The organism is Streptomyces violascens, assembly GCF_014649955.1.
Classification (GTDB): Bacteria; Actinomycetota; Actinomycetes; order Streptomycetales; family Streptomycetaceae; genus Streptomyces; species Streptomyces violascens.
Genome location: NZ_BMUA01000004.1, coordinates 258,203 through 271,923, shown reverse-complemented (window position 1 = coordinate 271,923; position 13,721 = coordinate 258,203). Strand labels below are relative to the sequence as shown.

Here is a 13,721-nt window from a genome sequence, read left to right as displayed (position 1 = left end):
CCGTGGACGGCGAGAGGGGCGCACCGGGAATCCCGGTGCGCCCCTCTCGGTGCGTGCTCGTGCGGGCTAGGCGCCGCGCAGCACCGCACCCGTGGCCTCGGCCGCGCGGGCCACCGCCGCGTCGCGGGCGGCCGTGGCCTCCTCGACGGTCAGGGTGCGGTCGGCCGCGCGGAACCGCAGCGCGTAGGCCAGCGACTTCTTGCCCTCGCCAACCTGCTCGCCGCTGTAGACGTCGAACAGCCGGATGGACTCGAGGAGTTCACCGGCGCCGGCGCTCAGCGCGTTCTCCACAGCCGCGGCCGGGACACCGGCGTCGACGACGAGCGCCACGTCCTGGGTGGCCACCGGGAAGGTGGAGATGCTCGGCGCCTGCACGGTGCCTTCTCCGGCCCTCTCGATGACGTCGAGGTCGAGCTCCATCGCGCAGCTGCGGGCGGGCAGCCCGAACGCCTTGACGACGCGCGGGTGCAGCTCACCCGCGTACCCGGCGAGGGTCTTCACGCCCTCGACGAACACGTACAGCTCGGCGCAGCGGCCCGGGTGCCAGGGGCCGTACTGGCCCTGCTCCACGGCGAGTTCGAGCCCAGCCTCGCGGGCCACGGTGCGGGCGGCCTCGATCGCGTCGGCCCAGTCGGCCGGGCGTCCCTTGCCCCACCAGCCGGCCTGCTCGCGCGCACCGGCGATGACGGCGCCCACGTGGCGCGGCTGCACGGGCAGCACGGCGTTGAGGGCGGCGATCTCCTCGTCGGTGGGGCGGCGGTCGACGGGCAGCCGGGCCGCGACGCCCGGGTTCGCCGACGGGTGGAAGACCAGGCCCGTCTCGAACAGCGCGAGGTCGTGGTTGCCGCGGCCGTCGTTGCGGCGCAGCGTGGCGAGGAGGCCCGGCAGCAGCGTGGTGCGCAGCGCCGGCTCCTCGTCGCTGAGCGGGTTGACCAGCTTCACGACGGAGCGGTTGGCGTCGTCCTTGTCGAGGCCGAGCTGGTCGAAGACCGATTCGGCGACGAACGGGTAGCTCGGCGCCTCGGTGAACCCGGCGCCGGCGAGCGCCCGGCCGACCCTGCGGTGCAGGCGCTGACGCTCCGTCAGGCCACGCCCGGCGGGCGGCTTGGGCAGCGTGGAGGGCAGGTTGGCGTAGCCCTCCAGGCGGATGACCTCTTCGGCCAGGTCGTTCGGCTCGGTGAGGTCGGGGCGCCAGGACGGCACGGTCACGACGAGCTCGTCCTGCCCGTACGCGTCGCAGCCGACCTCCTGGAGGCGGCGTACGACGGTCTCGCGGCCGTACTCGATGCCTGCGACGCGGTCCGGGTGGTCCGCGCGCATGGAGATGGTGCGCGGCGCGGACGGCGAGACGATCTCCGTGACGCCGGCCTCGGCCGTGCCGCCCGCGAGCAGCACGAGCAGGTCGACGGTCCGCTGGGCGGCGGCCGCCGCGGCCTGCGGGTCGACGCCGCGCTCGAAGCGCTTGGACGCCTCGGAGGTCAGCTTGTGGCGGCGCGCGGTGCGGGCGATGGCGACCGCGTCGAAGTGCGCGGCCTCGATGACGACCTCGGTGGTGCCCTTGACCTCGCCGGTCTCGGGGTCCGTGACGGAGTCGGCGATCTCGGTGTTGGCTCCGCCCATCACCCCGGCGAGGCCGATGGGACCCCGGTTGTCGGTGATGACGAGGTCGGCGGCGTCCAGCTTGCGCTTGGTGCCGTCGAGGGTGGTGAGGAGCTCGCCCGGCTCGGCGCGGCGCACGCCGATGGGGCCGTCGACCAGGGTGCGGTCGTAGGCGTGCAGCGGCTGGCCGAGCTCGATCATCACGTAGTTGGTGATGTCGACGGCGAGCGAGATCGGGCGCATCCCGGCCTTCTGCAGCCGGCGCTGCAGCCAGATCGGAGAGCGGGCCTCGGGGTCGAGGCCGGTCACGGTGCGCGCGGTGAAGCGGTCGCAGCCGATCGGGTCGGCGACCTTCACCGGGTAGCCGTACGAGTTGGGCGCGGGCACGTCGAGGAGCGCCGGGTCGCGCAGCGGCAGGCCGTAGGCGATGGCGGTCTCGCGGGCGACGCCGCGCATCGACAGGCAGTCGCCGCGGTTGGCGGTGACCGCGATGTCGAGGACCTCGTCGACGAGTTCGAGCAGCGCGATGGCGTCGGTGCCGACCTCGTGCTCCGGGGGCAGCACGATGATGCCGCCGGTGGTGTCCGGGCCCATGCCGAGCTCGTCACTGGAGCAGATCATGCCGTGCGAGGTCCTGCCGTACGTCTTGCGCGCGGCGATCGCGAAGTCGCCGGGCAGCACGGCGCCGGGCAGCACCACGACGACCTTGTCGCCGACCGCGAAGTTGCGGGCGCCGCAGACGATCTCCTGGGGCTCACCGGTGCCGTTGGCCTGGCCGACGTCGACGGTGCAGAAGCGGATGGGCTTCTTGAAGCCCTCCAGCTCCTCGATGGTGAGGACCTTGCCGACGACGAGCGGGCCCTTGAGCCCTTGGCCGAGCTGCTCGACGGTCTCGACCTCGAGGCCGCCGTCGACGAGCTTGGCCTGCACGTCGCGGCCGGTCTCGGTGGCGGGGAGGTCGACGTACTCCCGCAGCCAGGAAAGCGGGACCCGCATCAGATCTCCATCCCGAACGGCCGGGTGAACCGGACGTCACCCTCGACCATGTCTCGCATGTCTTCGACGTTGTGGCGGAACATCAGCATTCGTTCGATGCCGAAGCCGAAGGCGAATCCGCTGTACTTCTCGGGGTCCACACCGCAGGCGGCGAGCACCTTCGGGTTGACCATGCCGCAGCCGCCGAGCTCGATCCAGCCCTCGCTGGAGCAGGTGCGGCAGGGCCGGTCCGGGTTGCCGACGGACTCGCCGCGGCAGACGTAGCAGACCATGTCCATCTCGGCGGACGGCTCGGTGAAGGGGAAGAAGTTCGGCCGAAGGCGCGTCTTCATGTCATCGCCGAACAGTGCCTTGACCATGTGGTCGAGGGTGCCCTTGAGGTCGGCCATGGTGAGGCCCTCGTCCACGGCGAGCAGCTCGACCTGGTGGAAGACCGGGCTGTGCGTGGCGTCCAGCTCGTCGGTGCGGTACACCCGGCCGGGGCAGATCACGTACACCGGAGGCTCGCGGTCGAGCATGGAGCGGATCTGCACGGGCGAGGTGTGGGTGCGCAGCACGACACCGGAGTTGGCCGAGCCGTCCGGGCCCTGCACGAAGAACGTGTCGTGCTCGGTGCGGGCCGGGTGGTCCGGGCCGATGTTGAGCGCGTCGAACGTGAACCACTCGGCCTCGGCCTGGGGGCCCTCGGCGACCTCGTAGCCCATGGCCACGAAGACGTCCTCGATGCGCTCGGAGAGCGTCGTCAGCGGGTGGCGGGCGCCGGCCGGAACGCGGTCGTGGGGCAGCGTGACGTCCACGGCCTCCTCGACCAGGACCCGGGCGTCCCGCTCGTCCTCCAGCTCGGCCTGGCGCGCGGCCAGGGCCTTGTTCACGGCGCCGCGGGCCATGCCCACGAGCTTGCCGGCCGCGGCCTTGGCCTGCGGCGGCAGCGCGCCGATCTCGCGGTTGGCGAGCGAGAGGGGCGAGGTACCACCGGTGTGCGCGGTCTTCGCCTGGGCGAGCGCGTCGAGGTCGCCGGCGGCCGCGAAGGCGGCGAGCGCCTCGTCCCGCATGCGCTCGATCTCTTCCGGTTTCAGTGCCTCGACCTCGACAGGGTCGTACGACTTATTGGGTGCCGACATCTCTTCCCGTGCTTCCGATTGGCTTGGCTGGGGGTCCCCGCGACCGCGACAGCGATACCGCGATAGCGCGCGGACACAAACGCGCCAAAGGTCGAGTCTAACGGGGTGGGGGAATGCGATTGCGCCCGTGGGCGGCTCGGGGAGCGATCTACTGGAGATACGCCGGAGCCGCGACGGGCAGGATAAATCGGAACTGGGCGCCGCCGCCGGGGCCGCGGCCCACCGTGATGGTGCCGCCGTGCGCCTCGACGATGCCCTTGACGATGTACAGGCCGAGCCCGGTCCCGCCACGCTTGCTCCCCCGCCAGAAGCGGGTGAAGACACGGCCCATCGACTCCTCCGGGATGCCGGGGCCTTCGTCGCTCACGGTGACGGCCGTTCCCTTCTCGTCGTGCTCGTCGATACGGACGGGTGCTGGTGCCACCTCAATGGTGACGGTTCCCTCGCCGTGGCGCACCGCGTTTTCCAGCAGATTGCCGAGCACCTGGTCGATCTTGTCCGGATCCGCCCACAGATCGGGCAGCGGCCGCTGGATGCGGACCAGGAAGCGGTCCGGGGACTGTCCGGAGGCGACGTGGGCCTGGAGGTGGCGGCCGACGGCGGCCGGGATGTCGACCGGCTGGCGGCGCACTTCGAGGCGGCCCGAGTCGATGCGCGAGATGTCGAGGAGTTCGGCGATGAGCCGGGTGACGCGGTTCGCGTCGGCGTCGACGGTCTCCAGCATGAGCCGCTTCTGGTCGTCGGTGAACCGCTCCCACTTGGCGAGCAGCGTCGCGGTGAAGCCCTTCACGGAGGTCAGCGGCGAGCGCAGTTCGTGGGCGACGGTGGCGATCAGCTCGGCGTGCGAGCGCTCGGTGCGCCGCCGGGCCTCGGTGGAGCGCAGGCTGACCACGACCCGGCGCACGGGCCCGGTCGGGTGCTCGCGTACGTAGCGTGCGGAGACCAGCACCTCGCGGCCGCCGGGCAGCAGCAGATTGCGTTCGGGCTGGCCGACCCGGATGGCGAGGCCGCCGTAGGGGTCGGTGAGCTGCCACCAGCGGCGGCCCTTGAGGTCCTCCAGGGGCAGCGCGTGCTCCAGCGGGAAGCCGAGCGCCTCGTGCTTCGCGACCGCCGTGATCCTGACGGCGGCGGCGTTGAAGCAGATCACCTGCCCCTTTTCGTCGGCGACGACGATGCCGTCGGGCAGGTCGTCCGGATCGAAGCCGAGGACGTCAGGACGGCCGGACGGGCACAGCGCGGTGCTGTTGCCGATGCTGCTCATGCCGACAGCCATCCCCCTATCCCACCTCTCCGAAGCGCTGAGTGGGCCCCCGAGCCCGCAACACTACTAGTACGAGGTGACGGAGCGGCACCCTCCGGCAGCACGCTGCGCACGAGCGGAGGCGTAGAGGCACACGGCGGCGGCGGTGGCGAGGTTGAGGCTTTCGGCCTTGCCGTGGATGGGCACGCGCACCACGGCGTCCGCGAGTGCGCGGGTCTCCTCGGGCAGGCCCCAGGCCTCGTTGCCGAAGATCCACGCGGTGGGCCCGCCCATGGTCCCGGCGTCCAGCTCGGCGTCGAGGTCGTCCTCGCCGGCGCCGTCGGCCGCGAGGATGCGTACGCCCGCGTCCCGCAGGCCCTGGACGGCCTGCTCGACGGGGACGCCCACCGCGACCGGCAGATGGAAGAGCGAACCGACGGACGCGCGAACGGACTTGGGGTTGTAGAGGTCGACGGAGGCGTCGGTGAGGACGACCGCGTCGGCGCCGGCCGCGTCCGCGCAGCGCAGCACGGTGCCGGCGTTCCCGGGGTCGCGGACGTGCGCGAGCACGGCGACCAGCTTGGGCCCGGCCTTGAGGATCTCCTCGAACGGGGAGTCCAGGAACCGGCAGACTCCGACCAGGCCCTGCGGCGTGACGGTCTGGGAGACCTCGGCGAGCACCTCGTCGTCGGCGTAGTGGACGCGGGCACCCGCGTCCAGGGCGGCGGCCACGATGTCGGCGTACCGCTCGGCCGCCTCGACGGTGGTGAACAGCTCGACGAGGGTGGGCTCGCCCTCGCTGCGGTGCTCGACGGCCTCGCGCACGGCCTGCGGCCCCTCGGCGATGAACCGGCGCTCCTTGCCCCGGAAGTTGCGCCGCGCGAGCCGCTTCGCGGCGGCGACGCGGGGGGAACGGGAGGAGATCAGCTCGGGGCTGGACATGTACTCGCGGTCTCTCTACGAGGAGGCGGGGGTGCGTCCCGCCGGGGGCGCGGGGCGGTGCCGATGTGCGGCTCCGCCGCGATGGGGTCCCCCTGTTCGGGCGAAGCCGAGAACTTGGGGGGCGACCAGCCACACACAACCCGCGGTCAAAAGCGGGGCCCGCCCGGGAAGGCCGGGGTCTCCGGAACGCACGGACCCGCAGGCCGATGGCCTGCGGGTCCGGTCCGGCTCAACAAGCCGTCAGGCGCTTACGCGGCCTTCGGGGCGTTGACGTCGCTCGGGAGGGCCTTCTGGGCCACCTCGACGAGCGCGGCGAACGTGTTGGCGTCGTTGACCGCGAGCTCGGCCAGGATCTTGCGGTCCACCTCGATGTTGGCGGCCTTCAGACCCTGGATGAGGCGGTTGTACGTCATGCCGTTCTGGCGGGCAGCGGCGTTGATGCGCTGGATCCACAGCTGACGGAAGTCGCCCTTGCGCTTCTTGCGGTCGTTGTAGTTGTAGACCAGCGAGTGGGTGACCTGCTCCTTGGCCTTGCGGTACAGGCGCGAACGCTGACCGCGGTAGCCGGAGGCCGCCTCGAGGATTGCCCGGCGCTTCTTGTGGGCGTTTACTGCCCGCTTGACGCGTGCCACTTGTTAACTCCTTGTAGCGGGGCCGTGGTTGGACTCACACGACCCGAAATCGAATAGGTCCCGGTCTCGACGTTCCGCCTCCGGAATCCGGAGGCGGAGGAACGTCACTTGCCGAGAAGCTTCTTGACCTTCTTGGCGTCGGCCGGAGCCAGGACGACCGTGCCCGTCAGCGAGCGGGTCTTCTTGGACGACTTGTGCTCGAGCAGGTGGCGCTTGCCGGCGCGCTCACGGAGCACCTTGCCGGAGCCGGTGATCTTGAAGCGCTTGCTGGCACCGCTGTGCGACTTGTTCTTCGGCATAGCGCCGTTATCTCCTCGTCAGTGGCGCTCCCAGCCGGTCCGGGGACCGGCGCTCGGGAGCGTCATATGTATCGGTTGATATCCGGAACGGGCTGTCCCGGAATCAGGCCTCGGCGGGTTCCTCGGCCGGCGTGGCCTCGGCGGCGGGCGCCTCGGCAACGGTCTCGTCCTGGGCGGACTCCTCCGTCTGAGCCGACTGACCCTGGCGCTCCGCCTTGCGGGCCGCCTGGGCCTCGCGGGCTTCGGCCATCGCCTCGGTCTTCTTCTTGTGCGGACCGAGAACCATGATCATGTTTCGGCCGTCCTGCTTCGGGCTGGACTCGACGAAGCCGAGGTCCTCCACGTCCGAAGCGAGGCGCTGGAGCAGTCGGTAGCCGAGTTCCGGCCGGGACTGCTCACGACCACGGAACATGATCGTGATCTTGACCTTGTCGCCCTGCTTGAGGAACCGGACGACGTGACCCTTTTTGGTGTCGTAGTCGTGCGGGTCGATCTTCGGCCGGAGCTTCATCTCCTTGATGACCGTGTGCGCCTGGTTCTTGCGCGCCTCACGGGCCTTCATGGCCGACTCGTACTTGAACTTCCCGTAGTCCATGAGCTTGCACACGGGCGGACGGGCGGTCGCCGCGACCTCGACCAGGTCGAGGTCATACTCCTGGGCGAGCTCCAGGGCCTTGGCAAGCGGAACAATTCCGACCTGCTCGCCGCTGGGGCCGACAAGTCGCACCTCGGGAACGCGAATCCGGTCGTTGATGCGGGGCTCGGCGCTGATGGATCCTCCTCGGTAGCACCACACGACTGTCTGGCAGACAGCCGCGTACGTCTCTATTGACGTGACCAACCGCCGCGAGGCACAAAAAATGCCCCGGACGGACACAGGCGGGGCTCCAAGAAAACCGGAACACCGCCGCGGTCTACCGCGGGGCGCACATCGGGCGGCTCCATCGTCCGTACGGAACGATGGTGGCCACCTGACCGGATGACCCGCCGCCCGTGAGGGTGGCCGGGTGGGAGATCGGAGCCTCCACTTGTGGGCCGGGCACACGTGCCTGGCCGGTCGTTACACAAGGTTAGCAGGAACCGGACAGACGGGCTAATCGAGTGCGCGGGAAGAGGAGCGGCGCGCACCGCATATCGTGTGGGCATGAGTGAGACGCCCCCCAATGAGCCCGCAGACTTCGACACCATGGCCCGCGACATCGCGGAGGTTCCGGCGGTCGAGGTGATCGTGACGGTCGCCGTGAACCTGATGAGCGCCGCCGCCGTGAAGCTCGGTCTGACCGAGGAGGGCGACCAGTACAAGGACCTCGACGAGGCCCGCAAGCTGGTGCACGCCCTGGCCGGTCTCCTCGACGCAGGGGCCACCGAGATCTCGTCGTTCCACGCCGCCCCGCTGCGCGACGGCCTCAAGTCGCTGCAGCTCGCGTTCCGCGAGGCGTCGATCGTGCCGGACGAGCCGGGCCAGGGCCCGGGCGAGAAGTACACGGGCGCCGTCTTCGGCTGAGCCTCTTCTTCTACGACGTCTGCGTACAGAGCCGAGCCGCTCCTCTCCCTCAGCGGGTGAAGAGCGGCTCGTTCGGCTGTGGGGCCCCCGTCGGCAGCAGGGCGAGGTCGAGGCCGCGTACGAGGCGGGCCCGCAGGGTCTCGTCGGCGGCGATCAGCTCGGCCACCTCACGGGCCGCGTCGGCGGGCGCCGTGCCGTCGGCGAGGACCAGGGCGAGCGTGCCGTCCGCGGTGCCGGGGCCGAGGTGAGCGCGAAGGACCGCGGGAACGGCAGCCACCGCCGAGCGGACCGCCTCGATCACCGAGGGGTCCTGGAGCGGGTCCGCGCTGGTGCGGCCCTCCGCGAGGGCGAGCAGGGCCGCGCCCTTCAGCTCGTACGCGACCGGGCCCGCGAGGTCGATGACCACGGTGTCGGCCTTCTCGTGCACGGCGGCGGCCAGCGCCTGGTGCAACGGGACGGCGACCGGCCGGGCCTCGGGGTCCCACAGGGCAAGGGCTTCGATCGAGGTGAACGCGGGCAGCGCCGTGCGGTCGCCGGCCTTCAGGGTGGGGACGGCCATGTCGCTGGTCTTCTCGCGCTTGAGGCCGTTCTCGTCGATCTCGCTCTCGCCGAGCATCGCGACGACCGGCACGAGCAGCCGTGCCGTGCGCAGCGCGGCCAGGACCCGCGGTTCGGCCGCCCTGTCCTTGGCCCAGGCGGCCAGCGCCTCGGTCAGTTCGGGGGCGGCAGTGCCGTCGTCGTCGGAGAAGCCGGAATCCGGGATGTTCTTGAGCGCCACGTCACGAGCCTAGCCGGGCCCGCCGCGGCCTTCGCGCCCGCCCTCAGAGCCACTCGCGCGGGGTCCTGACCCGGGTCGAGCGCCAGAGCACCGCACCGGTCGCGAGCAGCAGGAGGCCGCCGCCCGCGGAGACGGGGGCCAGCCAGTTCGCCGGGTCGTCGGAGGCGACGGGTGCGTCGGGGCCGCCGCCGAAGTACGTCGCGCCGTACGCGGCAGACTCGGAGCGCAGTGCGGGCTTCAGCTTGGCGGCGGCGGTGAGGGCCGCGGCCGGGTCGATCATGCCGTGGCCCCGGGCGTCGTCGCGGCCGCCCTCGGGGGCGTTGCGGGCGGTGTCCTCCAGGAGCTTCTTGATCTGGGCCGGGCCGAGGCCGGGGTGCGCGGAGCGTATGAGGGCGACGGCGCCGGAGACGAACGCGGAGGCGGCGCTGGTGCCCCACCCCTCGTAGTACTTGCGGTCCGGGTCGGCTATGACGACGTCCACGCCGGGGGCGCTGACGGTGGCGTACCAGCGGCGGGTGGAGAAGGAGGCGTGGGTGCCGTTCTTGTCGACGGCGGCCACCGCTATGACACCGGGGTAGGCGGCCGGGTAGGAGATGTGGTCGCCCTGGTCGCCGCCGTTGCCCGCGGAGGCCACCACGACGGCGCCCTTGCCCAGCGCGTACTGGATCGCGGCGTCCTCGGCGGGTTCGGGGTGGGCGGAGGCGCTGTCGTCGCCGAGCGAGAGATTGATGACGTCGGCGCCGTTGTCGGCGGCCCAGCGGATGCCTTCGGCGAGCGCGCCGCCCTTGGTCTCGCGGGCCTGTTTGCGGGCCGGGTCGGTGGATTCCAGGATGACCCGGACCGGCAGGATCCTGGCTTCGGGGGCGATGCCGAGCACCCCGGACTGGTTTCCGGCGCCGTGCCCGTGGCCCGCGATGATGCCGGCCATGGCGGTGCCGTGCCGGGCCCAGTCGCGGCTGCCCTGTCCGGCCCCGAAGCCGACGAGGTCGTTGCCGGGCAGGACCTGTCCGGCGAGGTCGGGGTGGCTGCCGTCGACGCCGGTGTCGAGGACGGCGACCGTGATGCCCTGGCCCTTGGTCGTACGCCACGCCTGCTGCGTGTGCATGGCGGTGAGCTCCCACTGGCGGTCGCGGATGCCGTCGGCGTGGGCCGGGGCTGCGGAGAGCAGCAGGGTGAGGGCGGCGGCCGTGGCGAGGGCGCCGGTGCGGCGCAGCCGGCGGGACGGCCCGGTCGAGGATGACTTCGTCACGGGGCGGGCTCCGGGCTTGCGGCGGCCTTCTTGCGCAGGCCGCGTTCGACGTTGTCGGCGATGCCCTTGGCGTCGTGGCCGAGGCCCGCCTCGGCCGCGGGGCCGCTCGCGCCGTCGGCCGTGGCCTGTTCGGCGGACTGGGGGGTCGTGATCGCGCGGCCGTCGGCGAAGCCGGATACGGCGGTGACGACCACGGGGGCGTCGGTGAGGACCCGCACGGTCCAGCTCGCGCGCTGCTTGTCGCCGAACGCGGCGGCCACGCCGCCCTTGACGGGGTAGGTGCGCGGCATCAGATCCGGCCGGTCGCCCAGCTTCTCGTTGGCGAACCGGTTCGCCAGGGCGGTCATCGCGGCGGGCTCGGCCTGGGTGAAGACCAGGCCGACGGTCGTCACGCTGGTGGCGGTCGCGTCCGTATAGGTGGCGCGCACCATGCGGGCGCAGCCGACCGGTTCGAGGACCTTCAGGAGCAGGGGGTCGAGCGCGTCCGCGCAGTCGCCGTCGGGGGCGACCGCGATACGGGTCCATTCGCGGTCGGCACCGCCGGGGCCCGCGCCGGTGCCCCGGATGGTGCGCGGGAAGAGGGTGTCGACGGGCACGCTGTGCCACAGGTCGCGGGCGGCGGTGTAGTTGCTGCGGGCCGCGGGCCCGTCGGAGTCGTCGTCGAGCCAGGTGCCCGCGGCCGCTCCGCCGAGCAGTCCGGCGCCGAGGACCACACAGACGGCGGCGGCTGCCACGCGCCCGGGCCTTCGGGCCGGCACCGGCCGCAGCGGGCCCGGCTCGTCGGACAGCGGTTCCGGCGGGAGCAGCGGCTTTGGCGGGGCGACCGGCAGCGGGGGTATCTCGGGAGGCGGCGGGGTCGAAGATCTGGGCGGTATGGGGGTGTTCGGGAGGACCGGTCCCGGATCGATCAGGTCGAGCGCCGAGCGGAGCCGGCTCGCGGGCGCCTCGGGCGCGAGCGGCGAAGGGGCCGGCGCTGGAGCCTCGGAGCGCTCGGACTCCGGTGCGGGCGGCGGCAGTCGAGGGGTGCCCGGGGGTCGTGCGTCGGTGGTCATCCGCCCCCCTCTTGCCCCTCTTGCCGTCCAGCTCAGCCCGTTGCCGCTCGGGCGTCACTCTACGGGCTGATCCTGTGCGGGCGCAGACCGGTCGCCTGGCTTCCACATCCGCACCGGTCCTCCCCTACCTTGTGGTAACCGGTTCTGGCAGGCTTCCGCCATGACTCCCCGCGCCGCTGACCGCGCCCGGTACGACCGGGCGACCGCTCATCTCGATGCGCCCGTCGCGATCGTCGATCTGGAGGCGTTCGACGCCAATGCGGACGATCTGGTCCGCCGGGCGGCCGGGAAGCCGATCCGGGTCGCCAGCAAGTCGGTGCGCTGCCGCGCGCTGCTCGACCGGGTGCTCGCCCGGCCGGGGTTCGCCGGCCTCATGTCGTTCACGCTCGCCGAGTCGGTGTGGCTGGCGCGGGCCGGGTTCGAGGACGTGCTGCTCGCCTATCCGTCGGCGGACCGGGCGTCCTTCGCCGAACTGACCTCGGATCCCAAGCTGGCCGGGGCGATCACCGTGATGGTCGACGACCCGGCGCAGCTCGACCTCGTGGACCGGGCGCGCGAACGCGACGGCCTGGAGGTACGGGTGTGTCTGGAACTGGACACCTCGCTCCAGCTGCTCGGCGGCCGGGTCCGCGTCGGCGCCCGCCGCTCCCCACTGCGCTCCCCCGCCCAACTCGCGGAACTGGCCCGGTCGGTGGACCGGCGGCCCGGGTTCCGCCTGGTCGGGCTCATGGCGTACGAGGGTCATGTGGCCGGGGTCGGGGACGCGGTGGCGGGCAGTCCGCTGCGCTCGCGCGCGATCCGGCTGATGCAGGCCGCGGCCCGCAAGGAACTGGCCGCGCGGCGGGCCGAGGTGGTGCGCGCGGTGCGGGCGGTCGTGCCGGACCTGGAGTTCGTCAACGGCGGGGGCACCGGCAGTGTGCAGCACACGGCGGCCGAGGCGGCGGTGACCGAGATCGCGGCGGGCTCCGGGCTCTATGTGCCGCGGCTCTTCGACAACTACACGTCGTTCAGCGGGCGTCCGGCGGCGCTGTTCGCCCAGCCGATGGTGCGCCGGCCCGGTGTCGGCGTGGTGACGGTGCTCGGCGGCGGATACCCGGCCTCGGGCGCGCCCGGCGCCGACCGGCTGCCGGTGCCGTATCTTCCGGAGGGGCTGCGCTACGACCCGCAGGAGGGTGCGGGCGAGGTGCAGACCCCGCTGCTCGGCTCCGCCGCGGACGATCTCCTGATCGGCGACAAGGTGTGGTTCCGGCACGCCAAGGCGGGCGAACTGTGCGAGCGCTTCGAGGAGTTGCAGCTCGTCGAGGGCGACCGGGTGACGGCGACCGTGCCGACCTACCGGGGCGAGGGACGCACGTTCCTCTGACTCACCTCAGGCTCACAGCGACGGCGGGGGCAGGCTGCTGCCGACCCCGCCGTTCCGGCCGCCGCCGATGGGGGCGATGCCCTGGGTGACGGTGTCCATGAGGGCGAGCGGCGGCCCGTCCTTGCCCGCGTCGAAGGCGAACCGCGCGATGACCATCGCCTCGCTGCCCACCGTCGAGGGGAAGGCGAGCGACTCGACGTAGCCGCCCGGCCCCGCGCCGGTCCTGACCTCCCAGCGCACCAGGTATCCGGTGCGTCCGTCGACCACCACGGAGCCGGATTTCACCTCGCGGTGCGAGGTGATGCCGTTGTAGAGGCGGGCGCCGACCGGGTCGTGGTCGTAGGCGTCGTTGGCGGCGTCGGCGATGTCGTTCTTGGCGACGGCTTCGGCGGTCTTGAGATCGGTCATGGTGGCCGTCGAGGTGGTGACCTTGCCGTGGTGGCAGAACCCCGAGTCGCCGGGGCAGTTGTAGGTGTCCTTGGTCGCCATGGTGACCAGGCCCGTCACCGCGTCGTCGGTCTTCTCCCAGCCGTCGGGGATCGGCAGCGTGATGCCGTTGAGCTGGTCGACGAGGGTGTGCGGATCGTCGGACGGCCCTGAACTCGGCTTCGGGGAAGGTGAGTTGACGGTCACCGGCGCCGTGGCGCTCTTGCTCCCGCTCGCGGTGTGCGGGGTGTCGTCGCCCTTGCCGAGGACCACGACCCCGACGGCGATCGCGGCCACCAGAACCACGGCCGTCGCGCCGATGGCCGGCAGCGAGCCGCGCCGCCGGACCACGGGCGCGGCCACCACGGTGACGGGCTCGGGCGGCCCGAACGCCTGCCCGCCCGGCGCTCTGGTGTGGCCGGTCCAGGCGGCGCCGTCCCACCAGCGTTCGGTGCCGGGCACGCCCGGATCCGGGTACCAGCCGGGCGGGGTCGTCATGCTCATGCGCACACCCTAGGGG

The 13,721-nt window shown here is 72.3% G+C and carries 13 protein-coding genes; 2 read left to right on the top strand and 11 right to left on the bottom strand.

The genetic code is table 11. The features are described from left to right. Positions 1-66: 66 nt before the first annotated feature. The 7 genes from pheT to infC form a co-directional block, all read right to left on the bottom strand. Positions 67-2,595 (bottom strand): phenylalanine--tRNA ligase subunit beta, encoded by a 2,529-nt coding sequence (gene pheT, locus IE206_RS12195; RefSeq protein WP_189962125.1) that lies wholly within the window; start codon positions 2,593-2,595, stop codon positions 67-69. Next, the gene (gene pheS / locus IE206_RS12190; protein WP_189962124.1) at positions 2,595-3,716 is read right to left on the bottom strand and encodes a phenylalanine--tRNA ligase subunit alpha; all 1,122 of its coding nucleotides are present in this window, start codon (positions 3,714-3,716) and stop codon (positions 2,595-2,597) included. Before pheS ends, pheT begins: the two co-directional genes overlap by 1 nt. A gap of 148 nt (positions 3,717-3,864) precedes the next feature. Then, a complete protein-coding gene (locus IE206_RS12185) occupies positions 3,865-4,977 on the bottom strand; it encodes a sensor histidine kinase (RefSeq protein WP_226598741.1) in 1,113 nt (370 codons plus the stop codon). A gap of 66 nt (positions 4,978-5,043) precedes the next feature. After that, positions 5,044-5,898, bottom strand: coding sequence for a TrmH family RNA methyltransferase (locus IE206_RS12180; RefSeq protein WP_189962122.1), 855 nt, complete (start codon positions 5,896-5,898; stop codon positions 5,044-5,046). Between the two features lie 248 nt (positions 5,899-6,146). After that, positions 6,147-6,530, bottom strand: coding sequence for a 50S ribosomal protein L20 (gene rplT / locus IE206_RS12175; RefSeq protein ID WP_189962121.1), 384 nt, complete (start codon positions 6,528-6,530; stop codon positions 6,147-6,149). 104 nt (positions 6,531-6,634) lie between these two features. Then, on the bottom strand, positions 6,635-6,829 hold the full coding sequence (rpmI, locus tag IE206_RS12170) for a 50S ribosomal protein L35 (protein WP_053723558.1): 195 nt from the start codon (positions 6,827-6,829) through the stop codon (positions 6,635-6,637). Positions 6,830-6,932: 103 nt separating this feature from the next. After that, a complete protein-coding gene (gene infC / locus IE206_RS12165; protein ID WP_189962328.1) occupies positions 6,933-7,625 on the bottom strand; it encodes a translation initiation factor IF-3 in 693 nt (230 codons plus the stop codon). A 348-nt stretch (positions 7,626-7,973) separates the two neighbouring features. Here infC and IE206_RS12160 point away from each other — a divergent pair, with 348 nt between their 5' ends. Then, positions 7,974-8,333, top strand: coding sequence for a DUF1844 domain-containing protein (locus IE206_RS12160; RefSeq protein ID WP_189962120.1), 360 nt, complete (start codon positions 7,974-7,976; stop codon positions 8,331-8,333). A 49-nt stretch (positions 8,334-8,382) separates the two neighbouring features. On the opposite strand, the gene IE206_RS12155 is transcribed toward IE206_RS12160, so the two are convergent. The 3 genes from IE206_RS12155 to IE206_RS12145 are packed head-to-tail and all read right to left on the bottom strand — an operon-like array spanning position 8,383 to position 11,412. After that, complete coding sequence (locus IE206_RS12155) at positions 8,383-9,111, bottom strand: SseB family protein (protein ID WP_189962119.1); 729 nt, start codon at positions 9,109-9,111, stop codon at positions 8,383-8,385. A 43-nt stretch (positions 9,112-9,154) separates the two neighbouring features. Then, positions 9,155-10,360 carry a type VII secretion-associated serine protease mycosin gene (mycP, locus tag IE206_RS12150; RefSeq protein ID WP_189962118.1) on the bottom strand — a complete coding sequence of 402 codons (1,206 nt, stop codon included), beginning with the start codon at positions 10,358-10,360 and terminating at the stop codon, positions 9,155-9,157. After that, a complete protein-coding gene (locus tag IE206_RS12145) occupies positions 10,357-11,412 on the bottom strand; it encodes a hypothetical protein (RefSeq protein WP_189962117.1) in 1,056 nt (351 codons plus the stop codon). Before IE206_RS12145 ends, mycP begins: the two co-directional genes overlap by 4 nt. 160 nt (positions 11,413-11,572) lie before the next feature. On the opposite strand from IE206_RS12145, the gene IE206_RS12140 reads away from it, so the two are divergent. Beyond that, complete coding sequence (locus IE206_RS12140) at positions 11,573-12,775, top strand: amino acid deaminase/aldolase (RefSeq protein WP_189962116.1); 1,203 nt, start codon at positions 11,573-11,575, stop codon at positions 12,773-12,775. 12 nt (positions 12,776-12,787) lie between these two features. Here the strand turns inward: IE206_RS12140 and IE206_RS12135 are convergent, their stop codons facing one another. Beyond that, a complete protein-coding gene (locus IE206_RS12135) occupies positions 12,788-13,705 on the bottom strand; it encodes a DUF2510 domain-containing protein (RefSeq protein WP_189962115.1) in 918 nt (305 codons plus the stop codon). Positions 13,706-13,721: the final 16 nt, after the last annotated feature.

Excerpts from the sequence above, each read along its gene's own strand:
- pheT (WP_189962125.1), bottom strand. The coding sequence starts at position 2,595 with ATGCGGGTCCCGCTTTCCTGGCTGCGGGAGTACGTCGACCTCCCCGCC.
- pheS (WP_189962124.1), bottom strand. The coding sequence starts at position 3,716 with ATGTCGGCACCCAATAAGTCGTACGACCCTGTCGAGGTCGAGGCACTG.
- IE206_RS12185 (WP_226598741.1), bottom strand. The coding sequence starts at position 4,977 with ATGAGCAGCATCGGCAACAGCACCGCGCTGTGCCCGTCCGGCCGTCCT.
- IE206_RS12180 (WP_189962122.1), bottom strand. The coding sequence starts at position 5,898 with ATGTCCAGCCCCGAGCTGATCTCCTCCCGTTCCCCCCGCGTCGCCGCC.
- rpmI (WP_053723558.1), bottom strand. The coding sequence starts at position 6,829 with ATGCCGAAGAACAAGTCGCACAGCGGTGCCAGCAAGCGCTTCAAGATC.
- IE206_RS12160 (WP_189962120.1), top strand. The coding sequence starts at position 7,974 with ATGAGTGAGACGCCCCCCAATGAGCCCGCAGACTTCGACACCATGGCC.
- IE206_RS12145 (WP_189962117.1), bottom strand. The coding sequence starts at position 11,412 with ATGACCACCGACGCACGACCCCCGGGCACCCCTCGACTGCCGCCGCCC.
- IE206_RS12140 (WP_189962116.1), top strand. The coding sequence starts at position 11,573 with ATGACTCCCCGCGCCGCTGACCGCGCCCGGTACGACCGGGCGACCGCT.
- IE206_RS12135 (WP_189962115.1), bottom strand. The coding sequence starts at position 13,705 with ATGAGCATGACGACCCCGCCCGGCTGGTACCCGGATCCGGGCGTGCCC.